The sequence below is a fragment of the Microbacterium gallinarum genome, from assembly GCF_014837165.1.
GTDB classification, from domain to species: Bacteria; Actinomycetota; Actinomycetes; order Actinomycetales; family Microbacteriaceae; genus Microbacterium; species Microbacterium gallinarum.
The window spans coordinates 90,515-116,706 of record NZ_JACSPM010000007.1; the positions used below are offsets into that span (position 1 = coordinate 90,515).

The 26,192-nt window shown below is 71.8% G+C and carries 24 protein-coding genes; 8 read left to right on the plus strand and 16 right to left on the minus strand.

The genetic code is table 11. From position 1 onward, the window contains the following. Positions 1–12: 12 nt before the first annotated feature. The 7 genes from H9622_RS15405 to H9622_RS15435 form a co-directional block, all read right to left on the minus strand. On the minus strand, positions 13–1,296 hold the full coding sequence (locus H9622_RS15405) for a S8 family serine peptidase (RefSeq protein WP_191767301.1): 1,284 nt from the start codon (positions 1,294–1,296) through the stop codon (positions 13–15). Next, positions 1,293–1,811, minus strand: coding sequence for a DUF501 domain-containing protein (locus H9622_RS15410; RefSeq protein WP_191767302.1), 519 nt, complete (start codon positions 1,809–1,811; stop codon positions 1,293–1,295). Before H9622_RS15410 ends, H9622_RS15405 begins: the two co-directional genes overlap by 4 nt. An 87-nt stretch (positions 1,812–1,898) precedes the next feature. Next, positions 1,899–2,435 (minus strand): FtsB family cell division protein, encoded by a 537-nt coding sequence (locus H9622_RS15415; RefSeq protein WP_318247145.1) that lies wholly within the window; start codon positions 2,433–2,435, stop codon positions 1,899–1,901. Between the two features lie 22 nt (positions 2,436–2,457). Beyond that, a complete protein-coding gene (eno, locus tag H9622_RS15420; protein WP_191767303.1) occupies positions 2,458–3,738 on the minus strand; it encodes a phosphopyruvate hydratase in 1,281 nt (426 codons plus the stop codon). A 123-nt stretch (positions 3,739–3,861) separates the two neighbouring features. After that, entirely contained in the window at positions 3,862–4,530 is a 669-nt protein-coding gene (locus tag H9622_RS15425; protein ID WP_191767304.1) for an O-methyltransferase, read from the minus strand. A 32-nt stretch (positions 4,531–4,562) separates the two neighbouring features. Continuing rightward, positions 4,563–5,585: a DUF1648 domain-containing protein gene (locus H9622_RS15430; RefSeq protein ID WP_191767305.1), complete on the minus strand. Its 1,023-nt coding sequence runs from the start codon at positions 5,583–5,585 to the stop codon at positions 4,563–4,565. Further along, positions 5,582–5,929, minus strand: a complete 348-nt coding sequence (locus H9622_RS15435; RefSeq protein WP_191767306.1) for a GntR family transcriptional regulator — start codon at positions 5,927–5,929, stop codon at positions 5,582–5,584. Before H9622_RS15435 ends, H9622_RS15430 begins: the two co-directional genes overlap by 4 nt. Positions 5,930–6,037: 108 nt before the next feature. On the opposite strand from H9622_RS15435, the gene H9622_RS15440 reads away from it, so the two are divergent. Beyond that, a complete protein-coding gene (locus H9622_RS15440; protein ID WP_191767307.1) occupies positions 6,038–6,511 on the plus strand; it encodes a DUF4442 domain-containing protein in 474 nt (157 codons plus the stop codon). Between the two features lie 40 nt (positions 6,512–6,551). Continuing rightward, positions 6,552–7,805, plus strand: coding sequence for an APC family permease (locus H9622_RS15445; RefSeq protein ID WP_191767308.1), 1,254 nt, complete (start codon positions 6,552–6,554; stop codon positions 7,803–7,805). Here the strand turns inward: H9622_RS15445 and hisS are convergent. The 3 genes from hisS to H9622_RS15460 form a co-directional block, all read right to left on the minus strand. Beyond that, a complete protein-coding gene (hisS, locus tag H9622_RS15450) occupies positions 7,789–9,060 on the minus strand; it encodes a histidine--tRNA ligase (protein ID WP_225222213.1) in 1,272 nt (423 codons plus the stop codon). The genes H9622_RS15445 and hisS overlap by 17 nt on opposite strands. 173 nt (positions 9,061–9,233) lie before the next feature. Then, positions 9,234–9,887, minus strand: coding sequence for a MazG family protein (locus tag H9622_RS15455; RefSeq protein ID WP_191767310.1), 654 nt, complete (start codon positions 9,885–9,887; stop codon positions 9,234–9,236). Beyond that, a complete protein-coding gene (locus H9622_RS15460) occupies positions 9,884–11,077 on the minus strand; it encodes a Na+/H+ antiporter NhaA (protein WP_191767311.1) in 1,194 nt (397 codons plus the stop codon). The genes H9622_RS15455 and H9622_RS15460 overlap by 4 nt, the downstream gene beginning before the upstream one ends. 162 nt (positions 11,078–11,239) lie before the next feature. Between H9622_RS15460 and H9622_RS15465 the strand changes: the two genes are divergently transcribed. Continuing rightward, complete coding sequence (locus H9622_RS15465) at positions 11,240–13,912, plus strand: phosphoenolpyruvate carboxylase (protein ID WP_191767312.1); 2,673 nt, start codon at positions 11,240–11,242, stop codon at positions 13,910–13,912. A gap of 49 nt (positions 13,913–13,961) precedes the next feature. Next, positions 13,962–14,132, plus strand: a complete 171-nt coding sequence (locus tag H9622_RS15470) for a hypothetical protein (protein WP_191767313.1) — start codon at positions 13,962–13,964, stop codon at positions 14,130–14,132. Positions 14,133–14,192: 60 nt separating this feature from the next. On the opposite strand, the gene H9622_RS15475 is transcribed toward H9622_RS15470, so the two are convergent. Then, positions 14,193–14,792, minus strand: a complete 600-nt coding sequence (locus H9622_RS15475; RefSeq protein WP_191767314.1) for a gamma carbonic anhydrase family protein — start codon at positions 14,790–14,792, stop codon at positions 14,193–14,195. Between the two features lie 219 nt (positions 14,793–15,011). On the opposite strand from H9622_RS15475, the gene gdhA reads away from it, so the two are divergent. Further along, positions 15,012–16,370: an NADP-specific glutamate dehydrogenase gene (gene gdhA, locus H9622_RS15480; protein WP_318247146.1), complete on the plus strand. Its 1,359-nt coding sequence runs from the start codon at positions 15,012–15,014 to the stop codon at positions 16,368–16,370. A 39-nt stretch (positions 16,371–16,409) separates the two neighbouring features. Here gdhA and H9622_RS15485 read toward each other — a convergent pair whose 3' ends face one another. The 3 genes from H9622_RS15485 to mfd all read right to left on the minus strand — a co-directional run bounded on the left by H9622_RS15485 (position 16,410) and on the right by mfd (position 22,575). Next, entirely contained in the window at positions 16,410–17,117 is a 708-nt protein-coding gene (locus H9622_RS15485) for a DUF2652 domain-containing protein (protein WP_191767316.1), read from the minus strand. A gap of 52 nt (positions 17,118–17,169) precedes the next feature. After that, positions 17,170–18,855 carry an MFS transporter gene (locus H9622_RS15490; protein ID WP_191767317.1) on the minus strand — a complete coding sequence of 562 codons (1,686 nt, stop codon included), beginning with the start codon at positions 18,853–18,855 and terminating at the stop codon, positions 17,170–17,172. Positions 18,856–18,951: 96 nt separating this feature from the next. Next, positions 18,952–22,575 carry a transcription-repair coupling factor gene (gene mfd / locus H9622_RS15495; RefSeq protein ID WP_191767318.1) on the minus strand — a complete coding sequence of 1,208 codons (3,624 nt, stop codon included), beginning with the start codon at positions 22,573–22,575 and terminating at the stop codon, positions 18,952–18,954. Positions 22,576–22,662: 87 nt separating this feature from the next. On the opposite strand from mfd, the gene H9622_RS15500 reads away from it, so the two are divergent. Next, positions 22,663–23,367, plus strand: a complete 705-nt coding sequence (locus H9622_RS15500) for a hypothetical protein (protein ID WP_225222189.1) — start codon at positions 22,663–22,665, stop codon at positions 23,365–23,367. Positions 23,368–23,379: 12 nt separating this feature from the next. Here the strand turns inward: H9622_RS15500 and pth are convergent, their stop codons facing one another. Both pth and H9622_RS15510 read right to left on the minus strand, forming a co-directional pair. Further along, positions 23,380–23,964 (minus strand): aminoacyl-tRNA hydrolase, encoded by a 585-nt coding sequence (gene pth / locus H9622_RS15505; protein WP_191767319.1) that lies wholly within the window; start codon positions 23,962–23,964, stop codon positions 23,380–23,382. Positions 23,965–24,038: 74 nt separating this feature from the next. Next, positions 24,039–24,689 (minus strand): 50S ribosomal protein L25/general stress protein Ctc, encoded by a 651-nt coding sequence (locus H9622_RS15510; RefSeq protein WP_191767320.1) that lies wholly within the window; start codon positions 24,687–24,689, stop codon positions 24,039–24,041. Positions 24,690–25,011: 322 nt separating this feature from the next. Here H9622_RS15510 and H9622_RS16035 point away from each other — a divergent pair, with 322 nt between their 5' ends. Next, the gene (locus tag H9622_RS16035; protein ID WP_263598689.1) at positions 25,012–25,134 is read left to right on the plus strand and encodes a hypothetical protein; all 123 of its coding nucleotides are present in this window, start codon (positions 25,012–25,014) and stop codon (positions 25,132–25,134) included. A 300-nt stretch (positions 25,135–25,434) separates the two neighbouring features. After that, on the plus strand, positions 25,435–26,192 hold a 758-nt coding region (gene gndA, locus H9622_RS15515; protein WP_263598690.1), incomplete at its 3' end, for an NADP-dependent phosphogluconate dehydrogenase.

Consider the following 26,192-nt stretch of genomic DNA (forward strand, 5'->3'; position numbering starts at 1 on the left):
GCTCCTCCTGGGTCAGCGGCTCGGCGCGCGGGACGTTAATCGGATGCGTCGGACAGCTGCGGTGACGCCGAGCGCCACCAGTATAGCCGCCGCCGTGGCCACCGAGAGCGGGAGCGTCCCGTAGAGCAGGGTCTGACCTGACGGCAGAAGGGGCGATGCGGCGCGCTCCGCGCTGTCGGGACGCGGCAGCGGCGGCACAGCGACCGGCTCGACGGGCTGCTGCGGGACGGGGTCGCTCTGTGCGCGGCGGTACAGGCGGATCCACTCGGAGAGGCTGCCCATGGGGTTCGCGTCGACGGACGGCACCTTCGCCGACACGGCGGCCGCGGCATCCACCAGCCCGTACCCGTACAGGGGATCGTGGACCGCCGTCGAGCCGGCCGGCGGACGGGCGGTCTCGACGATGCGGTTGATGACGTTGTTCGCGTCGAGGTCGGGGTGGGCCGCCCGCACGAGCGCGGCGATGCCCGCCACGATGGGCGCGGCGCCGCTGGTGCCGTTCCACAGCACCAGACGGCCGTCGGCCGAGACGCCGACGAGCTCCTCGCTCGGCGCCGAGACGCCGATCGTGATCCCCTGGGTGGAGGCGTCGACGCTGGCCTTGCCGTCGGGGTCCACGCCGCCCACCGTCAGCACGCCGGGGATGGTGGCCGGGGCGCCGACGCGGGTGGTGCCGCTCCCCCGGTTGCCGGCGGCGACCACCACCACGACGTCGTTCTGGAACGCATAGAGGAAGGCGTCGTCCCAGCTCTCGTCCCAGTCCGGCACGTTCGTGGTGAGCGACATGTTGATGACATCGGCGCCGTGGTCGACCGACCAGCGGATGGCCTCCGCGATCTGCTCGGTGAACGACTTCGTCGCCGACGACCCGAACCCGACCGAGACCGAGAGCAGCTCCGCCTCGGGGGCGACGCCGATCATGCCGGTGTCTTCGCCGGTCCCGCGACCGGCCGCGAGCGATGCCACCCACGAGCCGTGGTTGGAGTCGACGGCGCCGACCGGCGTGCGCCCGTCGGGGGTTCCGACCCCCGAGACGTCCGTCCCGTCGACGACCGCGCCCTCGAACTCGACCGGCCCCTTGCCGATGCCGGTGTCGATGATGGCGATCGTGACGCCCTCGCCGCGGGTCTTCTTCCACGCCTCGTCGATGCCGTAGTCCTCGAGCCAGTACTCTGCGGCGCGCACCGGATCCTCCTCCGGCGCCTCGGGCACGGCGACGGCGGCCGCGGGCGCGGCGGTGACGAGCGTCAGCGCCGCGGCGGTCGCGGCCACGGCCGCGAGGAGGCCACGCCTCATCCGGCCGCCCCGGGCTGGGCGCAGACGCAGCGGTCGGGCGACCACGACGAGAGAGCGAGCGCGCGGTCGCCGATGGGGTTGACGCCGGGTCCGGCGGCGAGGGCGTGCCCGGCGAGGGCGTGCAGGCACTTGACGCGGGTCGGCATGCCGCCGGCGGAGATGCCCTCGATCTCCTCGACCTCGCCGTAGGCGGCACGATCGCGCAGATAGGCCTCGTGCGCGCGCGCATAGTCGGCGGCGAGCTCCTCGTCCTCGGCGAGCGCATCGTTCAGCTCGCGCATCGAGTGCGCGGCTTCGAGCACCGACATCGCGACCGTCGCCGCGGGATGGGTCAGGTAGTAGAACGTGGGGAACGGCGTACCGTCGGGCAGCCGTGGCGACGTGGCGACGACGGTCGGGTTGCCGCACACGCACCGCGCAGCGATGCCGACGACGCCACGGGCCGGCCGGCCGAGCTGCTCATGCAGGACGGCGAGGTCGGCGTCGGTGGCAGGGGGGAACGGCGAGGTCGTCACGTCGCCAGGCTAGCGGGGGCTCCTGGCAAGGCGCTGATCGGGATGCCCGTCGGCACGGGCTGTCCGGACGGCGAGGCCCGTTCGCCGTCAGGGAGCGTCGGTCGGCGTCGGGGTCGGCTGCTCGTCGGGCACGCCCACAGTGGGCGCCTTCACCGTCTGGGCGAGTCCGGCCGACGTCACCGAGCGCACGAGCTGCGACATCCAGTCGGTGCGCGTCTGCTCCACCTCGTCGCTCACCGGATCCTGCTCCTGCGGCACGAGCTCGGCAGGGAGATCGTTGTCGACGAGGTAGACCACCTCGCCCGGACGCACGTAATACAGCCGCTCGCGCGCCTGGGTCGTGATGTAGGCCGGGTCGGCCCAGCGGTCGCGCTGCGCCTCGAGGTCGGCGACCTCCTGGCGGCTCACCTCGACGGCCGCTTCGAGCGCCGCGATCTGCTGACGCTGGTCGACGTAGGTGCCGATCGTCGGCACGAGCACGAAGGCCGCCAGGACGACCAGGCCCAGCATGATGACCATGAAGCCGGACAGACGGATGCCGCCCAGCCACTGCCGCACGTCGACCGGGCCGCGCTCCGGGCGGCGCCGCGGGGGACGGGAAGGGGGAGCCGTCGTCTTCGCCACGGCTCCCCCTCTCGTCAGCGTGTCAGTCCTGGAAGCGCGGGAAGGCTGCGCGGCCGATGAACGTCGCCGCGTCGCCCAGCTCCTCCTCGATGCGCAGAAGCTGATTGTATTTCGCGACGCGCTCGCTGCGGGCGGGCGCGCCGCTCTTGATCTGACCCGCGCCGGTCGCCACGGCGAGGTCGGCGATCGTGGTGTCCTCGGTCTCACCCGAGCGGTGCGAGAGCATCGCCGTGTAGCCGGCGCGGTGCGCCATGTCGACCGCGTCGAGCGTCTCGGAGAGCGTGCCGATCTGGTTGACCTTGACGAGCAGCGAGTTCGCGACGCCGCGCTTGATTCCGTCGGCGAGGCGCGTCGGGTTGGTGACGAACAGGTCGTCGCCGACGAGCTGGGTCTTGGTGCCGAGCGCCTCGGTGAGGGCCTTCCAGTTGTCCCAGTCGTCCTCGGCGAGCGCATCCTCGATCGTGACGATCGGGTAGTCGTTCACCAGACCGACGTAGTACTCGGTGAGCTCGGCGGCCGTCCAGTCCTTGTTGTCGAGGCGGTACACGCCGTCGTTGAAGAACTCGGTGGCGGCGACGTCGAGACCGAGCGCGATGTCGGAGCCCGGCGTGAAGCCGGTCTTCTCGATCGCCTTGACCAGGAAGTCCAGGCCCTCCCGATTGCTGGGCAGGTCGGGGGCGAAGCCGCCCTCGTCGCCGAGGCCCGTCGCGAAGCCGGCGGCCTTCAGCTCGCCCTTCAGCACGTGGTACACCTCGGTGCCCCAGCGCAGCGACTCGGAGAACGTCTCGGCGCCGATGGGCGCAAGGAAGAACTCCTGCATGTCGATGCCGTTGTCGGCGTGCTCGCCGCCGTTGATGACGTTGAACAGCGGGACGGGCAGGATGTGCGCGTTCGGTCCGCCGAGGTAGCGGAACAGGGGCAGGTCGGCCGAGTCGGCCGCGGCCTTGGCGACGGCGAGCGAGACGCCGAGGATGGCGTTCGCGCCGAGGCGCGACTTGTTGTCGGTGCCGTCGACCTCGATGAGGATCTCGTCGATGATGCGCTGCTCGCTCGCGTCGACGCCCTCGATCGCGGGGCCGAGCTCGTCGATGACGGCGGCGACGGCCTTCAGCACGCCCTTGCCGCCGTAGCGGCTCTTGTCGCCGTCACGCAGTTCGTATGCCTCGAAGGCACCGGTGGACGCGCCGGAGGGGACGGCTGCACGCTGGACGATTCCGTCGTCGAGGAGCACCTCCACTTCGACGGTCGGGTTACCGCGCGAGTCGAGGATCTCGCGCGCGCCTACAGCCTCGATAAGTGCCACAGGGGGACTCCTTGCTTGTGGAGGGTGGTTCTTCGGAGCATCGTCGGTCCGCGTCCGAGTCTAGTGACCGGGATGCCACCCCACAGGCGCCCGCGTCATGCGGCGCCGTTCGACGCGGGGCTGTTACACCAGGACGGCGAGCGCCACCCCGTCGTACCCCTTGAGGTCGAGGGTCTGCAGCGCCGTGGCGTCGAAGCGGGCATCACGTCCGAGCATCTCCAGGCCGCGCTGCACGCCGATGATCTGCGGGTTCTCGGTGGCGGGATTGGCCACCTCTCCCCCGCGCACGGTGTTGTCGACGATGACGACCGTGCCGGGCCGTCCGAGCCGCGCCGCCCAGTCGAGGTAGATCGTGTTCGACTCCTTGTCGGCGTCGATGAACACCAGATCGAACGGTTCGGCCCCCTCGAGGGTCGGCAGCACGTCGGCGGCCCGGCCGAGCCTCACCTCGACTTTCTCGGCCACGCCGGCGCGCTCGAGGTTCGCTCGCGCGATCTCCGCGATGCGGGGCTCGGCCTCGATCGTGATCACCTGACCGTCCGACGGGATGCCTCGCGCCATCCAGATCGTCGAGTAGGCGCCGAGCGTGCCGATCTCGAGCACGCGTCGCGCCCCGCTGATGCGGGCGATCAGGTGGAGGAACTTGCCATTGACCGGCGCCACCTCGATGGGAGGAAGACCGGCCGCGCGCTGGTCGGCGACCGCGTGCTCGAGGCCGGGGTCGTGCCCGACGAGGGTCTCGGTCAGATAGGCGTCGACGCGGCGCCACAGCTCGGGGGTCGGGTCGCTCATCCCCCCAGCCAACAAGCGGTCGGGGGCACGCGTCAAGGGCGCGCGGTCTGCGCCCGGCCGACGAGCGCGGCCAGCAGCCCCGCCCCGGTCTGTGCGTCGTCGACCGTCACCACGAGCGGGCGGCCGTGCCGGCGCTCGACCTGGATGGCTTCGCCGGCATGGAGGACGATGCCGAATCGACCGTCGATCCCGAGCCGGAAGCCCCAGCCGCCGAACTCGGCGGCCGGGTCGACGCGCACGACCGAGACGGACTCGATCTCGGCCAGCGGCACGGAGAATCGGGGAAGGCCGACGAGGGATTGCACACGCAGACCCGATTCGGTCACGCTCACCCGGAACACGAAGGTCGTCGCGGCGAGCACGGCGAACAGGAGCGCGAGCGCCGCGAACAGCCACCAGAGCTCTCCCCCGGAGACGCCGAACACGACGGCGAGGACAGCCATCAGCAGGGTGACTCCCGCGATCGCGACCATCGCCGCACGCGACATCGTGGTGGTGCGCAGCCACGCGGCCCGCTCCCCCTCGGAGAGGGCGACGGCGGAGACGGCCGCTTCGCCGGAGCCGCCGCTCACGGTGACCGCGGGCTGGGCGAACCAGCCCGCCGCAGCGGCGATCGCACCGGCGACCAGCCCGGCGACCAGCGGCAACCCGATGCTCGGAGCGTCGCTCGCATCGGCGAGGCCGCGCTGCGTCGCGAACGACACGGTCACCAGCACAAGCAGGAAGGCGGTGGTCCCGCAGGACAGGGCGCCCAGGAACCGCAGAGTCGGCCCCCACTCGCCCGACCTGCGCGTGCCGAGGGCGATCACACCGAACAGCGCGGCGAGTCCGTAGCCGACCGCGGCCGTCAGCAGCGGCACCGACCACGCGGGCCCGAACCCGTCGGGCTCGCCGCCGCGACCCCAGTGGATCGCGACCGTGGCCGGCACCTGGGGCAGCCACGTCAGCAGGAGGATCACCGCCACGGTCGTCAGAAGCACGGGAATCCAGACCGCGACGATGGCGTAGGCGCGGCGGGCACGGCGGACATCGCTCGAGGCGGCGAGAGGGGTCATCGGTGTTCCTTTACGAGAGAGGCGAGGGTGTCGGGCGAGAGCCCGAGGGCGCGGGCGCGGCGCGCGAGGGCGGCGATGTCGTCGTACAGCTGGGCGAGCGGGGTCGCGGCATCCGTCACCACAGCCCCCCTCCCGCGACGCATGTCGACCAGACCCTCGTCGCGGAGATCCTGGTAGGCCCGCAGCACGGTGTGCAGATTGACGCCGAGCGCGTCGGCCACGTCGCGCGCGGACGGCAGTCGGTCGCCGGGACGCAGCCGTCCGGTGGCGGCGTCTGCGCGCACCGACGCGGCCACCTGCGCGAAGATCGGGTCCTCGCTGGCGGGATCGATTCGGATGAGCACGCGACTATTCTATAACAAGTAGAACAGTGGGCGCGACCTGCGCTGAGCATTGTCGTCTGGCGACAACGGATGTCGCCTTCCTGCGGAGGCTTTGGCACGATGGCCCGCATGCGCATGACTCCTCGTCGCCTCGCCCTCGGCATGAGCCTGTGGACCCCGAACCTCTGGAGCGGCATCCGCGTGAAGAGATTCGCCGACGACTGGACCAGCGCCACCGTCGAGCTCCACGTGAACCTCATCACCCGCAACTACGTCAAGACGGCCTTCGGCGGCTCGATGTCGGCGATGACCGACCCGTACTTCTTCATGCTCGTGATGCACCAGCTCGGAAGCGACTACGTCGTGTGGGACACGCGCGGTGAGATCGAATTCGTCAAGCCCGGACGCGGCGTGCTCACCGCCCGGTTCGAGGTGCCGCGAGAGAAGGCCGACGAGCTGCGCGAACGCGCCCGCGGCGGTGCGAAGGTGCTCGAGTGGTTCGACACGGACATCACGGATGCCTCGGGCGACGTCGTCGCGCGCGTACGACGCGAGGTCTACGTGCGCGAGAAGAAGCGCGTCACGGCACAGGTCGCCCGCTGACGCCGGCCACGCGTTCACCGGCGTGCGCTAGTGTCCCCGCGTGACCAGCCCGTCCCTGCAGCGCCGCCTCGGTCTCGGCGACGCGGTGTTCATCGGCCTCGGGTCGATGATCGGCGCCGGGGTCTTCGCCGCCTTCGCACCCGCGGCGGCGGCGGCCGGGAGCGGCCTTCTCGTCGGACTCGCGATCGCCGCCGTCGTCGCCTTCGGCAACGCGACGTCGTCGGCGCAGCTGGCCGCCGTGCACCCGACCTCGGGCGGCACCTACGCCTACGGGCGCGCGGAGCTCGGACCGTGGTGGGGGTTCATCGCCGGGTGGGGATTCGTCATCGGCAAGACGGCCAGCTGCGCCGCCATGGCGCTCACGTTCGCGGCGTACGCCGCACCGCCCGGATGGGAGCGGCCGATCGCGATCGCCGCCGTGGTGGCCCTCGCGACGGTGAACTGGTTCGGCGTCACGCGCACGGCGCAGGCGACGCGCGTGATCGTCATCGTCGTGCTGCTCACGCTGGCAGTGGCGGTCGCCGCGGGCGGCGCGGCGCCCGACAGCGCGCAGTGGCTCAGCCCTCAGGCTCTGTGGGCGGACGGCGTCTACGGGATCCTGCAGTCCGCCGGGCTGCTGTTCTTCGCCTTCGCCGGCTACGCCCGCATCGCGACGATGGGCGAGGAGGTGCGCGATCCCGCCAAGACCATCCCGCGCGCCATCGTGCTCGCGTTCGCGGGCGCGCTGATCGTCTACGCGCTCGTCGCGTCGACCGTGCTCTCGACGCTCGGCCCCGACGCCACGGCGGCGTCGAGTGAGCCGGTCGCCGCGGCCGCCGCCGCGTCGGGCTGGGCATGGGCGGCGCCGGTCGTGCGGGTCGGAGCGGCCGCGGCATCCCTCGGTGCTCTCCTCGCCCTCATCGCAGGCATCGGACGCACCGCGTTCGCCATGGCGCGCGAGGGCGACCTCCCCCGGTTCTTCTCTGCCGTCCACCCGCGCTGGCATGTGCCCCACCGAGCCGAAGCGGCGATCGCCGCCATCGTGATCGTCGCCGTGACGCTCGTCGACCTCCGCGGCGCGATCGGGTTCTCGTCGTTCGGTGTGCTGCTGTACTACCTGGTCGCGAACCTCGCCGCGTTCCGCCAGGGCGCGCAGGCGCGGCGTTACCCTCGCGCGCTGCAGGTCGTCGGCGCCGCCGGGTGCGTCATCCTCGGTCTCACGCTGCCGTGGCAGAGCGTGGTGGCCGGCGCCGTCGTCGTGATCGCCGGAGTCGTCTACCGGATGCTGCGACTCCGGTTCAGCCGAGCGGCTTGAGCTCGAGCGATCCCGGCGCGGCCCCGGCCGACACCGTCGCGAACGCCGTGTAGCCGTCGCCCGTCGCGCGCTCGAGCAGCGCCTTGAGGTTCTTCGTGCGGTGCTCCAGACGCACCCGCGAGCCCGCCGTGATCAGCGCGGCCTTGTGTGCGAGGAGCTCCGCCTCGGGCACATCGCGGTCGTGCACGAGCACCACGGCGGGACGGGTGTCGTCTGCGGCCGCGTCGACGAGGTCGACGATGCGCTCGAAGCCGATCGAGAAGCCGACCGCCGGCACGTCCTGGCCGAGGAAGCGGCCGATCATGCCGTCGTAGCGCCCGCCGCCGCCGAGCGAGTAGTCGGCCGACGGGTGGGCCAGCTCGAAGATCGTGCCGGTGTAGTACCCCATCCCGCGCACCAGGAACGGGTCGAACACGAGCGGGATGTCGGCCGCGTCAGTCGTGGACGCCGCCCGCGCTGCCGCGACCGCGTCTCCGATGCCCACCAGGTGCGCGACCACGTCGTCCGGGGCGTCGGCGGGCAGGACCTTGCGGATCTGGCGCTCGCCGAACGGGTTGTACTCGAGCGTCATCGGGCGACTGAGGAAGGCCTCGAACGCGTCGACGGCGGACCCCGTCGCCCCGCGCTCGCGCAGCTCGGCGGCCACGCCGACGGCGCCGATCTTGTCGAGCTTGTCGATCGTGATGAGCACGCCGGGACGCTCGTCGGGAGCGAAGCCGAAGCTGTCGAGCATCCAGTCGAGCACGCGGCGGTCGTTGATGCGCACGCTGCCGCCCTCGAGGCCCAGGGCGTCGAGGGTGTCGAGGGTGGCGACGATGAGCTCCGCCTCGGCGCGGGGCGAGGCATCCCCCATGATGTCGATGTCGCACTGCATGAACTGCCGGTAGCGGCCCTTCTGCGGGCGCTCGGCGCGCCACACCGGCGCGATCTGGATCGAGCGGAACACCGTGGGCAGCTCGCCGCGGTGGCTCGCGTAGAAGCGCGCGAGAGGCACCGTGAGGTCGTAGCGCAGGCCCAGGTCGGTGAGCTGCGACGGGTCGTCGGCGGCCGCCCGGACGGCGTCGGCGTCGAGACCGCGCTTGAGGACGTTGTACGCGAGCTTCTCGTTGTCGCCGCCGATCCCGGCGTGGAGGCGGGCGTACTCCTCCATGACGGGCGTTTCGATCTCGTCGAACCCGTGCACCCGGTAGCGGTCGCGGATGACGGCGAGCACGCGCTCGCGGCGGGCCTTGTCGGCGGGGAGGAAGTCGCGCATACCGCGCGGCGGGTTCACGGATGCCACGCCTCTATCTTTCCAGGTCGGCGCTGCCGGCCTCGCCCGGTGTCCGCGGGGCCGTCCGCGAGACGACGTGTGTGCGACGAAACGGCGTGCCTGGTGCGCCGTCTCGACGCGGAAGTGGTGTCTCGCGGGCGGCGGGGTCAGGGGGGTCAGGCGGTCTCGGCGGAGCGGATGGCGGACGACAGGGCGCGCAGGCGTTCGCGCAGGGCCCGCTCGGCGTCCCAGCCGTTCGAGCGAGCCGACGCCACGAGGGCGAGCAGCGCGTCGCCCAGCTCGGCTTCGGACGACGGCGCTCCCCCGGCAGCGGGCACGGGCGGCGGGACATCGACCTGGGCCGCCTTGCCCAGGAGCTTCTGTGCGAGCGCCAGGCTCGGCATCCGCTCGCTCACTCCGTCGAGCACGCTGGTGCGCGCGCTCTTCTCGGCGGCCTTCGCGGCGTTCCAGTGCACGAGCACTTCTTCGGGCGTGTTCGCGACGGCGTCGCCGAAGACGTGCGGATGCCGCCGCACCATCTTGTCGGTCAGCCCGCGTGCGACGTCGTCGATGTCGAACGGGTCGGCGGGGTCGCGCGACGCGATCTCGGCATGGAAGAGCACCTGCCAGAGCAGGTCGCCGAGCTCCTCGCGGAGCTCGGCACGGTCGTCCTCCTCGACGGCGTCGATCAGCTCGGCGCTCTCCTCGACCAGGTACGGCACCAGCGCACGGTGGTCGATCTGCTGCGTCCACACGCAGCGGTCGCGCACCGCGCGCATCGTGTCGGCCGCCTCCCGCAGCGGATCGGTCGCGGGCGTCGCGTCGGTCATGCGATCTGTCCTTCGTGGCTGGCGGGCGGCGGCAGCTCGTCGTCGGCGATCGGCGCCGTGCGGCGGTAGTGACGTGCACGCTGCGCCACGAGGATCGCCGCGAGCACGATCGAGATCATCGAGCCGCCGAGCACACCGAGTGTGGCCTCGTCGCGCACGAGCGGTTCGTCCGCGAACGCGAGCTCCGACAGCAGCAGCGACACGGTGAAGCCGATGCCGCCCAGGGCGCCGGCGGCGATGAGATCGAGCAGCGACAGGTGCGGCGCGGCGCCGCGATTGCCGATGCGCAGCGAGATCCAGCCGGCGATGGAGATGCCGATGATCTTGCCCACGGGCAGCGCGACGAGCACTCCCCAGAACGCCGGCGACAGCTGCGACGGCGTCACCGACGGAATCACGACGAAGGCGGCGGAGAAGGCGAACAGCGGCAGGACGATGCCGTTCACCCATGGCTCGAGCGAGTGGCGCACATGCAGCGCGGGTCGCTGCGCCATCGCGAGGCCGAGTGCGACGCCCGCGATCGTCGCGTGCACGCCCGACAGGTACACGAGCACCCAGGTCGTGACAGCCAGGATCACCAGGACGATCGCGATCGGCAGCCGGTTGCGCCTGACGAGCTGGCGGCTGAGGACGCCGAAGATCGCCACGGCCACCGCGGCGAGCGCGAGCAGCCCCACATTCACGTCGTCGGTGAACAGCACCGCGATGAAGATGATGCCGACGATGTCGTCGAGGATGGCGAGGGCCAGGAGGAAGATCCGGATGCCGGATGGCAGACCCTTGCCGAAGACGGCGAGCACGCCCAGCGCGAAGGCGATGTCGGTCGCGGTCGGGATCGGCCAGCCGTCGACCGCTTCCGACCCGCCGGCGAACAGCAGGAACACGGCAATCGGCACGACCACACCGCCGGCTGCGGCGATCGCGGGCTGCATCGCTTTGCGCGCCGAGTTCAGCTCACCGTTGGTGAGCTCGAACTGCAGCTCGACGGCGACGATGAAGAAGAAGATGGCGAGCAGGCCGTCCTGCACCCAGTGGCCCACCGACATCTCGAAGACCCCCGGAATGCCGACGTACGCGCCCTTCACCGCCGCGATCGCCGGGCCGAGAGGCGAGTTCGCCAGCACGAGGGCGAGGATCGCCGAGGCCAGGAGCACGATGGCCGGGAAACGGGCGGAGCGGAGCAGGGACACGCGGGTCCTTTCGTCGGGGTGGTCGGTCGGCGCGGCGGCGCATCGCCGACCAGACTTCCCGGCACACCGTGGTCAGTCTATCGGCGGCCCGCCACGCCGCCGCGGACGTCACACAACGTCCCCGCGGACGGCGGCGCGGCCGCTCGCCAGTACCGTGGACGGATGCGCGAACTCACCCAGACCGAAGCGATCGACCTCGTGGGACGCTTCGAGGCCGAGCAGGAGATCCCGGAGCAGATGCGCGCGGATGTGCGCATGCTCGGATCGCTCCTCGGCCAGGTGCTGCGCGAGAGCGGATCGCCCGGTCTCTACGACGACGTCGAGCGGCTGCGCATCGCGACGATCCAGGCGTACACCGACGAGACGCCCGAGGCGTTCGCACGGGCCGCCGCCATCGCAGACTCCTTCACGGTCGCGCGGGCCGACGAAGTCGCCCGCGCGTTCACGGCCTACTTCCACCTCGTGAATCTCGCCGAGGAGCACCAGCGGGTGCGCATCCTCCGCGAGCGCGACGGCCGCCCCGACCGCGAGCGCGCGACCGACTCCGTCGCCGCCGCGTTCATGCGCCTTGCCGCCGAGGTGGGCGACGACACCGCCCTCGCGCGACTGCAGGCGCTGCGGTTCCACCCTGTCTTCACGGCGCACCCGACCGAGGCTCGTCGCCGCGCGGTGTCGGCGAGCATCCGGCGCCTCGCCGCACTCCTCGAGGACCACGACGCCTCGCTCCGCAACGGCGCCGACCAGCGACGCGCCGAGCGTCGCATGCTCGAGGAGATCGACACCCTGTGGCGCACCGCGCCGCTGCGGCCCGAGAAGCCCTCACCGACCGACGAGGTGCGGGCCGTCATGGCGGTGTTCGACGAGACGCTGTTCACCGCCATCCCGCACGTGTACCGGCGCGTCGACGACGCGCTCCAGGGCCCGGCGGCCGGCGGTCGCGCTCCTGTGGTCCGCCCGTTCGTGCGGGTGGGCTCGTGGGTCGGCGGCGACCGCGACGGCAACCCGTTCGTGACGGCATCCGTCACGCGCACCGCGGCGAAGATCGCCAGCGAGCACGTGCTGCTGGGGCTGGAGCGCACGGCGAGCCGGATCGGCCGCACGCTCACCCTCGACGCGGCCACCACCCCGCCCAGCGCCGCGCTCGTGGCGCTCTGGCAGCGGCTGGCGGCGGCCGACGACGAGGCCGCAGCCGAGATCGCGAAGCGCTCCCCCAACGAGCCCCACCGCCGCATCATGCTGCTGCTCGCGCGCAAGCTCACGGCCACGCGCGAGCGCGACGCCGACCTCGCCTACCGCGACCCCGAGCATTTCCTCGCGGACCTGCGCATCGTGCAGGACTCGCTCGTGCAGGCCGGGGCGGCCCGGCAGGCGTACGGCCACCTGCAGCAGCTGCTGTGGCAGGTCGAGACCTACGGCTTTCACCTGACCGAGCTCGAGGTGCGCCAGCACTCCGCGGTGCACGCCAAGGTGCTCGCCGAGCTCGATGCCGGCGGACCGCGCTCCGAGCAGACCGAGGAGGTGCTCGACGTCTTCCGCTCGATCGCCTTCCTGCAGGAGCGCTACGGCCCCCGCGCGGCCGGACGCTACGTCGTGTCGTTCACGCAGTCCGCAGACGACCTCGCCGCGGTCCATCGTCTCGCGCGGTACGCGGCCGGAGCCGACGGCGACGTGCCGGTGCTCGACGTGGTCCCGCTGTTCGAGACGTTCGCCGACCTGCAGGCCGCGCCGCGCATCCTCGCCGAGATCGTGCAGCACCCCGCCTTCGCCGAGCGCCTCACGGCGACCGGCCGGCGGCTCGAGGTGATGCTCGGCTACTCCGACTCGTCGAAGGATGTCGGACCGGTCGCGGCGAACCTCGCGCTGTACGAGGCGCAGGCGGCCATCGCCGCCTGGGCGCAGGAGCAGGGCATCGAGCTGACGCTCTTCCACGGACGCGGCGGAGCCCTCGGCCGCGGCGGCGGGCCGGCGAACTCTGCGATCCTCGCGCAGCCTCCGCACTCCGTCGACGGCAGGTTCAAACTCACCGAGCAGGGCGAGGTCATCTTCGCCCGCTACGGCGACCCGGCCATCGCGATGCGGCACATCGACCAGGTCGCCGCTGCCATCCTGCTCGCGTCGTCGCCCTCGAACGAGGAGCGCAATCGCGCCGCGGCAGAGCGCTACGCCTCGGTCGCAGCGACGCTGGACGAGGCATCCCGAGCACGCTTCTTCTCGCTCGTGAAGGCGCCCGGGTTCGCGCCGTGGTTCGCGCGCGTGACGCCGATGGAGGAGGTCGGATTGCTCGCCCTCGGCTCGCGCCCGGCGCGACGCGGCCTGTCGGTCGAGTCGCTCGAGGATCTGCGCGCGATCCCGTGGGTCTTCGCGTGGACGCAGGCCCGCATCAATCTCGCGGGCTGGTTCGGGCTCGGCACCGCGCTGGAGGCGGTCGGCGACGAGCAGCTGCTGCAGCGCGCCTACGACGAATGGCCGCTGCTGCGCACGCTGATCGACAACGTCGCGATGAGCCTCGCCAAGGCCGACGACCGCATCGCGCGCCACTACCTCGAGCTGGGCGACCGCGACGATCTCGCGTCCCTGGTGCGCGAGGAGATGTCGCTCACCCGGTCGTGGGTCATCCGCGTCACCGGTGGCACGGAGCTGCTCGGCAACAAGCCCGTGCTGCAGCGTGCCGTGAAGATGCGCAGCCCGTACGTCGACGCGCTGTCGCTGCTGCAGCTGCGCGCGCTGCGGGCTCTGCGCGACACTCCCGAGGGCGCGCCGGTCGACCCCGAGCAGCAGCGGCTACTGCTGCTCTCGGTGAGCGGCGTCGCGGCCGGCCTCCAGAACACCGGCTGACACGCGCGTCGCTTCCGCGCTTCCGGATCGCCGGGGTTACCGTGGCCGCATGGCACGGATCATCGTCGCCGAAGCATGTCCCGACTGCGGGTCGCTCGATGTGCGCGCGAGCGAGCCCCGGTGGTTCCGCGTCGACCTCGATCGACGCGGTGACCTCGACGACGGCTGGGTCGAGCGCCTCGAATTCGAGTGCCGCGGCTGCCGCCTGGTCTGGGACTGAAGAGCGACCGCTGAGGGATGCCGCGGCCGCGGCATCCCGAACGCTCGATGTCTGGGCGACTCAGTCGAGCCTGCGGTCGTCGACGTGCCGGGCGAGGCTGCGCCCGTAGCGCTCGGTGAGCTGCACCATGAGGTCGGGCGTCTCGCGATCGAGGCCGAAGACGTAGCCCGGGAAGTCGAGCTCGCGCTGGGCCGCCCAGATCTCCTCGTGGCGGTCCGACGGGAGGATCTGCACCGGGTCTCCGATCGCCACCCAGCCGATGGGCACCGTCGACTCCGCCGGCAGGGTCGTGCGCAGGTGCACGACGCCGTTGATCCGCACCTCGCTGCGCGCTCCGATGCGGGCGCCGTTGAACACGCGCGTGCCGGTCGCGAGGAAGACCTCCTCCTCGACGACCGCGCCTGAGACGCTCGCCATCGGTCCCACCAGCACGTGGTCGCCGATGTGCACCGGATTCGTCGAGGTCGCGCGGATGAGGGCGTTCTCCATGACGATGACGTTCGTGCCGAGCGTGATCGCACCGCCCTCGGCGGTGATGACGGCGCCGTGCAGCACCTGGCAGTCGGCGCCGATCTCGACGTCTCCGCTGATCACCGCGGTCGACGCGATCACGGCGTCGGGATGGATGCGGGGCTGCGCCCCGAGGTGCTCGAACCGCATGGTTCCTCCTCGATCGGTGCCAGCGTAGCGGCCCGGAACGTCACACGCCGAGACCCGGCCCTCCAGCGGGCGTAGGCTGGAACAGCCCGTCCCCGGCGCGCTCTCCCGCGCCTGCCCCGGCGTCCCGTGTCACCCCGCGGATCGCCCGGATGCCCGCTCACCCGCGGGCCCGGCGCCATGCGACGCGGCCCCCGATCAGTCCCGAAGAAAGCTCCATCCGTGACCGACACTCTCGTCGCCCTGCCGTCCGCCGTCCGTACCGTGTTCGACACCGTGCAGGCGCGCAATCCCCACGAGCCCGAGTTCCAGCAGGCCGTGCACGAGGTGCTCGACTCGATCGTGCCGGTGCTGGAGCGGCATCCCGAGTTCGTCTCCGGCGGCATCGTGGAGCGCCTGGTCGAGCCGGAGCGGCAGATCATGTTCCGCGTCCCCTGGGTCGACGACCAGGGCACGCTCCAGGTCGACCGTGGCTTCCGCGTGCAGTTCTCGTCGGTGCTCGGGCCGTACAAGGGCGGCCTGCGCTTCCACCCGACCGTGAACCTGTCGATCATCAAGTTCCTCGGGTTCGAGCAGATCTTCAAGAACGCGCTCACCGGCCAGGGCATCGGCGGCGCCAAGGGCGGCAGCGACTTCGACCCGCATGGCCGCTCCGACGGCGAGATCATGCGCTTCTGCCAGTCGTTCATGAACGAGCTCTACCGTCACCTCGGCGAACACACCGACGTGCCCGCCGGTGACATCGGCGTCGGCGCGCGCGAGATCGGCTACCTCTTCGGCCAGTACCGCAAGATCACCAACCGCCACGAGTCGGGCATGTTCACCGGCAAGGGCGTCCAGTGGGGCGGCGCCGAGGTGCGCACCGAGGCGACCGGCTACGGTGCGGTGTTCTTCGTGCAGAACATGCTGGCGGTGCACGGCCAGCAGCTCGCCGGCCGCCGCGTGGGAGTGTCGGGCTCGGGCAACGTCGCGATCTACGCGATCGACAAGGTCCATCAGCTCGGCGGCATCCCGGTCACCGCGTCGGACTCGTCCGGCTACGTCGTCGACGACGCCGGGATCGACGTCGGCCTGCTCCGTCAGGTCAAGGAGATCGAGCGCGGCCGCATCGCCGAGTACGCGGCACGCCGCGCGAGCGCGCGCTTCGTCGAGGGCGCGCGGCCGTGGGAGGTCCCGATGGACGTCGCCCTGCCCTCGGCGACCCAGAACGAGCTCGATGAGCTCGACGCCTCGGCGCTGATCGGCAACGGCGTGCGCGCCGTCGCCGAGGGCGCGAACATGCCGTCGACCCCCGGCGCCGTCGCGGCGTTCCGGGAGTCGGGCGTGCTGTTCGGTCCCGGAAAGGCCGCGAACGCGGGCGGTGTGGCGACCTCGGCACTCGAGATGAGCCAGAACGCGGCGCGACAGCGCTGGACCTTCGCGGACAGCGAGGAGAAGCTGCGCTCGATCATGTCGGACGTGCATGACGCCGCGTTCGCCGCCTCGGAGCGCTACGACCGACCGGGCGACTACGTCGTGGGGGCGAACGCGGCGGGCTTCACGCGCGTCGCACACGCGATGCTCGCGCAGGGCGTCATCTGACGCGCTGCGTCGGCCCGGGGACGCCGCCGCGCGGGCGGGTCACCGCTGCAGCCGCGGCTTCTTGCGGCCGAGCATGTACGGGAGTCCCTCGCGCACCGCGGTGAGCGTGCTCCCCAGTCGACCCCGCCATGACGGGTCCGGGAGGGGCGGCAGCTCCCCGTCGAGCTGCGCCACATCGGCGAAGTACGCGCGGACCGTCCCGATCCCCTCCAGGTCGGGGGTGATCTCGCCCAGCGAATCCGGCAGTGCCCCGGCATCCGTCAGATACAGATCCTCCGACAGCAGGACGTACTCGGGGATGGGAACCGAGTTCTTCAGCAGGCGGTGCACGAGGATCACGTCGATCCCGACGAGCTTGTCCCTCCCGCGGATCGTCTGCGTCGCCACCTCCCCGACGTGCGCCACGAACTTGAGCTTCAGCTCCCCCACCTGCTTGCAGCCCCCGCACGGACACAGGTTCTTCGCCACGTAGTGGCGCTCGACGTGGAACGCGCGGTGCATCGCGGCCGCCGTGCGCAGCACATCGGTCACGGTCGTATCGGGGTCGCGCGCATCCACCTTGCGCGACAGGAACGCGGCATCCCCCTCGATCTCGACGAGGTCGAAACCCGGCGCCGCGCCGATCATCCTGTCGAGCATCCTGGCCGTGTTGACCTCCGCGTGCGCGAGGGTCATGCGGTGCGAGCTCATGTAGGCGGTGTAGCCGCCGATGTCGGCGATGAGCAGAGCGGCGCGGGCGGAGGTCATGCCTCACCCTCCCATCCGGGCCGCGCCTTCTCAACGGCCGAGGCTGACACGATCATGCCTGCGGCCCGTCGGACGGCTCACGGGGTGCGAAGCGGCCGAGTTGGTCGTCCACCCCCGCCGCTGCAGCCTCCGCGCTCGGCAGGTAGCCGAGGACGACTGAGACGAAACGGTCGGCCCCGAGCGCCTGCAACCGGAGCGCACTCCGCGCGAGCACGGTCGCCGTTCGGCGCGTGCGGCGCAGCAGCGCGATCTCGCCGAAGCCGTCGCCCGGCCCGAGCTCTGCGACGATCCTGCCGTCGCCGCGCACCTCGGCCTCGCCGGCCTCGATCACGTAGTAGCGGTCGCCGATGTCGCCCTGCGAGACCACGGTCTCGCCGGCGGGCACCGACAGGGGTTCGAGACCGCGAGCCAGCTGCTCGATCGTCGGGAGCGGCAGGGGGCGGAACATCGGGACGCGACGCAGCAGCGTGACCTCGTCATCCAGCGCGCCGACCGCGCCGTCCATCCGCCGCAGCCGCCACCACGACGCCAGAGCGAGCAGCGGGCAGAGCAGCCCGATCGACACGAGCGCGACTTCGACGCCGAACCACGCGATCACGGCCGACGCGAGGATCGCCCCGACGCCGATGGACACGGCGACGAGGCTCTCCAGCACGCCGAACACCCGGGCCAGGACCGCGTCGGGAGCCAGCCGGGCGATCAGCGTGAACCCCGCCACGTCGATGAGCGCATTGCCGACACCCACGAACGCGAGCACGCCCAGCGCGGCGGCCTGCTGAGGGAAGACGCCGATGAGCGCGATGGGCAGCCCCCACAGACCCACCCCGACGGCGAACCACGCCCCCAGCCGGCCGGTCCCGACGAGGAACGATGCGCCCAGCGACCCGAGGACCGCCCCGACGCCGACCGCCGCCATGAGGGCCCCGACGCCGGGGTCGCCGGTGCCGAGCAGCTCGATGGCCACCACCACCGAGAACACCGTCAGCGCGCCGCGGGTCAGGGACTGGGCCGCCGCCAACCCCAGGATGAGGAGCAGATCGCGACTCTGGATGACGGCGCGGACGCCCTCGACCGCTTCTTTCATCAGATCGGGACGGGGCGGGGCTGCGGGCCGCGGCGGAGCCGTGTACCGGACGCGCGCGAGCAGCAGCGCCGCCCAGAACGAGGCGGCCGCCGCGACGGCGAACACGACGGACACGTCGGCGACCGCGAGCAGCACGGCGGCCAGGAGCGGCCCCACGAGGGTGGCGACGGAATCGAGCAGGCCGCGGACCACATTGGCGCTGGCCAGTTCGTGGCCGGTGCGGCACAGCGTGGGCAGCAGCGCGGAGTGCGCGGGTCGGAAGAGCGTCGCGGCGATCGTCGAGAGCACCGCGAGCGCGTACACGACGATGACCGGGCCTGCCAGCGCGACCATCAGCGCCGCGACGGCCGTCGCGATCCCGCGGAGCGTGGACACCACGACGAGCACGCGCTCCCGCCGGCCGCGGTCGGCGAACGGGGACAGCAGCGGCGCGAGCAGCGCGGACGGCAGCATGCGCAGCAGTCCGACCAGGCCCAGCGCGAGGGCGCCGCCATGGTCGTACGCGACGACCCCGAGCGCGACGGTGAACGCCCACTCCGCCGTCCACGCACCGAGGAAGCTCAACTGGGCGCGGCGCAGGTTCGGGTTGCGCCAGTTGCTCGAGAAGGCCGCCGCGGCCTCGCCGAGCCTGGTTCGGCCTGCCCCAGGACCCATGCGGCGACTATAGAGCGTGCAGCCCATTCGTCACAGCAGGAATCCGCGGCACGGGCGACGGCGCCGCCCGTGACCCGCGGACGCGCGGCTGCCGCGTCAGGAGGAGCCGTTCCCCGCGGCAGATGCCTCGGCCGCCTGCGGCACCGGCCAGAGCTGGTCGAGCAGCTGACTCACCCACGCGATCAGGTCGGCGTCGGCGACGCGCTCCCCGCCGGCGGTCGGCAGCGGCACGACGAGCGCCTCGCCGCCCTGCAGCAGCTTCGCCTTCGGGTGCAGCCGCTGCAGCCGCACACGCATCGAGTCGGGCAGGTTCGCCGGTGCGATCCGCAGGTTGGGACCCATCGCGACGACGTCGGAAAGACCGGCCCGCGCGGCGCGGCGCCGCAGGCGCGCGACGGCGAGGAGTCCTTCGACGTCGGCGGGCGGCTCGCCGTAGCGGTCGGTGAGCTCCTCGACGACGAGGTCGATCGCGTCGTCTTTGGCGGAGAGGGATGCCGCGGCCGACAGCTTCTGGTACGCCTCGAGGCGCAGCCGCTCGCTGTCGATGTACGACTCGGGGATGCGGGCCTGCACCGGCAGCTCGAGCCGGAGCTCGGCGGGGCCTTCGACGTCGTCGCCGCGGAAAGCCGAAACGGCCTCGCCGATCATTCGGAGGTACAGGTCGAAGCCCACGCCGGCGATGTGGCCGGCCTGCTCCGCGCCGAGCAGGTTGCCGGCGCCACGGAGCTCGAGGTCTTTCAGCGCCACCTGCATGCCGCTGCCGAGGTCGTTGTTCACGGCGATCGTCTCGAGCCGGTCGGCCGCCGTCTCGGACAGCGGCTTGAGCTCGTCGTAGAGGAAGTACGCGTACGCGCGCTCCCGTGCCCGGCCCACGCGGCCGCGCAGCTGGTGAAGCTGCGACAGGCCGTACTTGTCGGCGCGGTCGATGATGATCGTGTTCGCATTGGAGATGTCGAGACCGGTCTCGACGATCGTGGTGCACACGAGCACGTCGAACCGCCGCTCCCAGAAGGCGTCGACGACCTCCTCCAGCGCGTGCTCCCCCATCTGGCCGTGCGCCACGGCGATGCGCGCCTCGGGCACGAGCTCGGCGAGCTCGGACGCCACCCGCTGGATCGACTGCACGCGGTTGTGGACGAAGAACACCTGGCCCTCGCGCAGCAGCTCGCGACGGATCGCCGCCGCGATCTGCTTGTCGTTGCGGGCGCCGACATACGACAGGATCGGATGCCGGTCCTCGGGAGGGGTCTGCAGCGTCGACATCTCGCGGATGCCGGTGACCGCCATCTCGAGCGTGCGCGGGATCGGCGTCGCACTCATCGCCAGGATGTCGACATTGGTCTTGAGCTTCTTCAGCTGGTCCTTGTGCTCGACGCCGAAGCGCTGCTCCTCGTCGACGATCAGGAGGCCGAGGTCTTTGAAGAGCACCTTCTCGGTGAGGATGCGGTGCGTGCCGATGACCATGTCGACCGTGCCGTCTGCGAGGCCGTCGACGACCTCGCGCGCCTGCTTGTCGGTCTGGAAGCGCGAGAGCGCCTTGACCTTGACCGGGAATCCCGCGAAGCGCTCGGTGAACGTCTCGAGGTGCTGCTTCACGAGAAGCGTGGTCGGCACGAGCATCGCGACCTGCTTGCCGTCCTGGATCGCCTTGAACGCGGCACGCACGGCGACCTCGGTCTTGCCGAATCCGACGTCGCCCGACAGCAGGCGGTCCATCGGGATCGGCTTCTCCATGTCGGCCTTGATCTCGTCGATCGTCTGGAGCTGATCGGGCGTCTCGGCGAACGGGAACGCCTCCTCGAGCTCGCGCTGCCACGGGGTGTCGGGCCCGAAGGCGTACCCCTTGGCCGCCATGCGGGCGGAGTAGAGCTTGACGAGCTCGACGGCGATGTCGCGCACGGCCTTGCGCGCCCGCCCCTTCGCCGCGGCCCAGTCGCTGCCGCCCATCTTCGACAGGCTGGGCGCCTCACCGCCGACGTATCGCGAGAGCAGGTCGAGCTGGTCGGTGGGGACGAACAGCTTGTCGCCCGGATAGCCGCGCTTGGACGGCGCATACTCGAGCACGAGATACTCGCGCACGCTCTTCACGGGGTTGCGGCCGCCGCTGGACACCTCGCGCTGTGTGAGCTCCACGAACTTGCCGATGCCGTGGGTCACGTGCACGACGTGGTCGCCGGGCTTGAGCTGCAACGGGTCGACGACGTTCTTGCGGCGCGACGCGAGCTTCTTGACGACGCGCTGGTCGCCGCCGATCGTGCGGCCGTAGAACTCGGTCTCGGTGAGCACGGCGAGCTTCGCGTCGGGCACCTCGAAGCCGCGCTCGAGCACCGACACGATCAGGTGCGCGACGCCCGGCTCGGGTGCGGCGAGCACCTCGTCGACCTTGCGGGCTGCGATCCCGCGCTCGGCGAGCACGTCGCGCGCACGCTCGACGAGGCCCACGCCGGACGCGGCGACCACGACGCGCCAGCCGTCGGCGAGCAGCTCGCCCACGTGCGCGGTCGCCCCGTCGACGTTGCCCTGGAACGAGGGCACCGGTGCGGCGGCGACGCGGACCGCCGCAGCCGCCTCGAGGGCGACGTCGATGTCGAGCAGGCCCTCGGCGGAGGCATCCGCTTCTCCGGAATCGAACGCGCTCAGCGTCCACCACACGTCGTCGCGCGCCTGCGCGGCCTCGCGCAGCGCCGGGAGCGTGAGGAAATCGCCTGCCCCGAGGTCGATGGGGGTCTGGGCACCGGCTGTCGCGGCGCTCCACGCGGCCTCGAGGAACTCCCGGTTGGTGTCGCCGAGAGTGATGGCGCGTGTGACGGCGCGCTCGGGGTCGACGAGCGCCACCGCCGCACCCTCGGGCAGGTAGTCGACGACGGTGACCAGCCGGTCGACGACGGCGGGGAGCAGCGACTCCATGCCCTCGACCGGGATGCCTTCCGACATCTTCTCGAGCATCCCGGCGAGCCCGGGGAACTCGTCCTTGAGCTGACGGGCGCGGCCGCGCACCGCCTCCGTCAGCAGCAGTTCGCGGCTCGCGATGAGCGAGACCTCGCGCACCTCGCCGGGCAGCGACCGCTGGTCGGCGACCGAGAACGCGCGGATCTGGTCGACCTCGTCGCCGAAGAACTCGATGCGGTACGGGTGGGCCGCCGTCGGCGGGAAGACGTCGAGGATGCCGCCGCGCACGGCGAACTCGCCGCGACGCGACACCATGTCGACGCGGTGATAGGCCAGCTCGACCAGGCGCAGTGAGACATCGCCCAGCTCGTGCCCGCGGCCGCCGACGACGAGGTCGATCGGCGGCACGTCGGTGAGGCCGGCCGCGAGCGGCTGGATCGCTCCGCGCACCGACGCCGTCACCACGAGGGGCGTCTCGCCGTCCCAGCGCGCGATGCGCCCCAGCACATCGAGGCGGTTGCCGACGATCTCGGGGCTCGGGCTCAGCCGCTCGTGCGGCAGCGTCTCCCACGCCGGGAAGTGCAGCACCTCAGCACCGGGCAGCAGCGCGCCCAGCGCCGGCCCGATCGACTCGGACCGGCGTCCGGTCGGTGTGATCAGCAGGATGACCGGCGGCTTGCCGGCGGCGCGGCGGCGCTCGAGGAGGGCGGAGAGCAGCGGTGCGCCGAGGCCTTCGACCAGCGAGAAGTCGGCATCGACGGATGCTGCGGCGACAGCATCCCGAAACGACTCAGCTTGTTCGAGGGCGCGCACGATCCCGGGAACTGTCACCGGACGAGTCTACGCGCGGCCGCCGACACCGGGGCGGCGGTGGGAGAGCAGTCGGATGCCTCGGCCCACGCCTCATAGGATGAGCGCGTGAGCGACCCCGCCGAGCAGACGACCCCGCCGACGCCCGACCCTGCCCCGCCCGTGGCGCCCCCGGCGGCAGCTCCCGCCGCCCCCGCCGCGCCCGCGCCGACCACCTGGGCCGCACCGTCCGCGCCCCCGTTCGGCGCGCCGTCGGCGGTCGCCCCTTCCCCCACGCCGGCCGGCTCGGCGTCGCCCGCCGGCGGCGCCTACGCGCCTCCGGCCGGTTACGCACTTCCCGCCGGCTACGGCACGCACGCGCCCGCTCCCGGGGCGCCGGGTGCGCCCTACGTGGGCGCGCCGGGCGCGGCATCCGCTCACCGGCCATCGGGACGCGGGCTCGGCGTCGTCGCGTTCGTGCTCGCGACCGTGGTCACCGTCGGCGCCGCGCTCGGCGCCGCGATCTCCGCGTTCGCGATCGGCCTCGGCGCCGGGCGCGAGATCGCCGGACGCCCGTTCACCGCCGACTTCGACTGGTCGGTGCTCGCGCCCGTGCGCGAGTCCGTCCTGCTCGCCGAGGTGTCGTTCTGGCTCGGGACGGCGCTCGGCGTGTGGGCTCTCGTGCAGGGGATCATCGCGCTGGTCAAGGATCGCGGCCGGGCGTGGGCGATCGCGGCGATCGTCGTGGCGGCGCTGGGCCCGATCGTGTTCTTCACGATCCTGCAGGGATTCCTGACCGCCGGGCTCGGCGCCGGCACGGGCATCGGCGGCTGACCGCGCGCCGCGTCAGGCGCGCGGCGAGTGGTGCTTCTGCTGGGCGGCGAGCAGTCCCTCGTCGACGAGCTGCTCGACGGCGTCGGCGGCGTCGCCGAGCAGGATCGGCAGGTTCTTGCGCTCCGCGGCGCCGAACGGGTCGAGCACCCAGTCCGCGGGATCCTGACGGCCGGGAGGGCGGCCGATGCCGACGCGCACGCGCGCGAAGTCGCCCGAGTCGAGCGCCTTCGCGATGTCGCGGACGCCGTTGTGCCCGCCGTGACCGCCGCCGGTCTTGAGCTTGATGGAGTCGAACGGGATGTCGAGCTCGTCGTGCACGACGACCACGTGCTCGGGCTCGACGCCATAGAACTTGGCGAGGCCTGCGACCGGGCCGCCGGAGACGTTCATGAAGGTGTTCGGCTTGGCGAGGATGAGCTTCGCTCCCCCGGGCCGCAGCCAGGTCTCGGCGACGCGCGCGTTCGCCTTGTGGGCTCTGAACGACTCACCGCGCCGCGCCGCCAGCTCGTCCAGGACGAGCTGTCCGACGTTGTGACGGGTCAGCTCGTACCGCGGTCCCGGATTGCCCAGTCCCACGATCAGCCACGCCTGAGCCATGTCTCCCCTTTCGACGGCGAAGCCCGCCCCCTCGATTATCGGGGACGGGCTTCGACGGATGCTGCGATGAGTCCTTACTCGGACGCGGCCTCGCCCTCGGCGGCCTGCTCGGCCTCCTCGGACTGCTCGGCGGCGACCTCGGCGTCGGCCTCGGCGATCTCGTCCTCGGCGGCGAGCGTCGCGGCCGGGACCGAGACGGCGACGACGAGCGTCTCGGGGTCGGCGATCAGCGTCGCGCCCTTCGGGAGCTTGAGGTCGGCGGCGGTGATGTGCGTGCCGTCCTCGAGGCCCTCGACGTCGACCTCGATGTTCTGCGGGATGTGGGTCGCCTCGACCTCGAGCGCGATGGTGGTCGCGTCGAGGTTGGCGATCGTGCCGGCGAAGGGCTCGCCCAGGACGACGATCGGCACGTCGACCTGGACCTTCTCGCCCTTCTTCACGACGAGGAGGTCGATGTGCTCGATGATCTGGTGCACCGGGTCCTTCTGGACGTCCTTGACCAGCGTGAGCTGCTCCTTGCCGTTGACGTCGAGCTCGAGCACGACGTTGGCACGGCGGATCAGCAGGGCCATCTGGTGGCCGGGCAGCGCTACGTGCAGCGGGGCGGTGCCGTGGCCGTAGATGACGGCGGGGATCTTGCCGGCGGCGCGCAGGCGGCGGGCGAAGCCCTTTCCGAAGTTCTCGCGGACCTCGGCGTGGACCTTGGTGTCGGTCTCGGTCGACATGGTTTCTCCTCGCGGGCGTGAGCCCGTTCTGATCGCGGGTCCGCTCAGGTGGCGGGCCCAGGTATTTGGGGGTTTCTCGACTCGAACGCACACGCGTGAGGAAAGCCATGGGCCTGCTCCACCGCGTCGATCACGGATGCCGCATCCCGCCGGTCAGGCGGGTGCGAGGCATCCCTCGCCGAAGTTCAAGGGTCGAGTCTACCAGCCGGGACGACGGCGCCGAAGCCGGGTGCCGGATGCCCGCTCGGCGCCACCCCGGCGAGCGGACCGGGGCTGCCGCTACGATGAGGACCGCACCCTGTTCCGCCCACGGAGGATCCCGATGGACTACGGCTTTCTGTCTCACGCGCTGCTCTGGCTGATCGGCGCGATGGCCGCCCTCGGCGCACTCCTCACGGCCGGCGCGCTCTGGTCGATGGGCCGCGCGAACTACCGCAAGGACTGATCTCCGACGCACAACGGGCGTCGGGTCGCGGTGAGGATCACGCCCCTCCCACGTAACACGGGTACGCCAGACTCTAGGCTGGAACCCTCCCCCTCTCGAACCTCAGGAGTGCGTGTGTCTTCGAACGAGCCCGCGGCGCAGACGAACATCTCGACCGATCGCGACGACCAGCCCGGCGCGACGCGGGAGCACGAGGGGGCGCCGCGCCCCGAGGAGGTCTCTCGTCCGGCGCCGGAGCCGACCGGCCCTGAGGCGGTCGTCGCACCGACGGCGAACATCGGCGTGGTGGGCCTGGCGGTGATGGGCTCGAACCTCGCCCGCAACCTCGCCAGCCGTGAGGGCAACACGGTCGCGATCTACAACCGCAGCCACGAGAAGACCGACACGCTCGTCGCCGAGCACCCCGAGGCCGAGTTCGTGCCCGCGTTCTCGTATGACGAGTTCGCCGCGTCGCTGCAGAAGCCGCGCACCGCGATCATCATGGTCAAGGCCGGGCGTCCGACCGATGCGGTGATCGACGCGCTCGTCGACGTCTTCGAGCCCGGCGACATCATCGTCGACGGCGGAAACGCGCTGTTCACCGACACCATCCGCCGCGAGAAGGCGGTGCGCGAGACCGGCATCAACTTCGTCGGCGCCGGCATCTCCGGCGGCGAGGAGGGCGCACTCAACGGCCCGTCGATCATGCCCGGCGGCTCGGACGAGTCGTGGGTCACCCTCGGCCCGATCCTGAAGTCGATCGCGGCGATCGCCGAGGGCGAGCCGTGCGTGACGCACATCGGCCATGACGGTGCCGGGCACTTCGTGAAGATGGTGCACAACGGCATCGAGTACGCCGACATGCAGCTCATCGCCGAGGCGTACGACCTGATCCGCCGCGGCACCGGAAAGTCCCCCGCCGAGATCGCCGACGTGTTCGCCGAATGGAACCGTGGCGAGCTGGAGTCGTACCTGATCGAGATCACCGCCGAGGTGCTGCGTCAGGTCGACGCCGCCACCGGGCAGCCGCTGGTGGACGTCATCCTCGACCAGGCCGGCGCGAAGGGCACCGGCGCGTG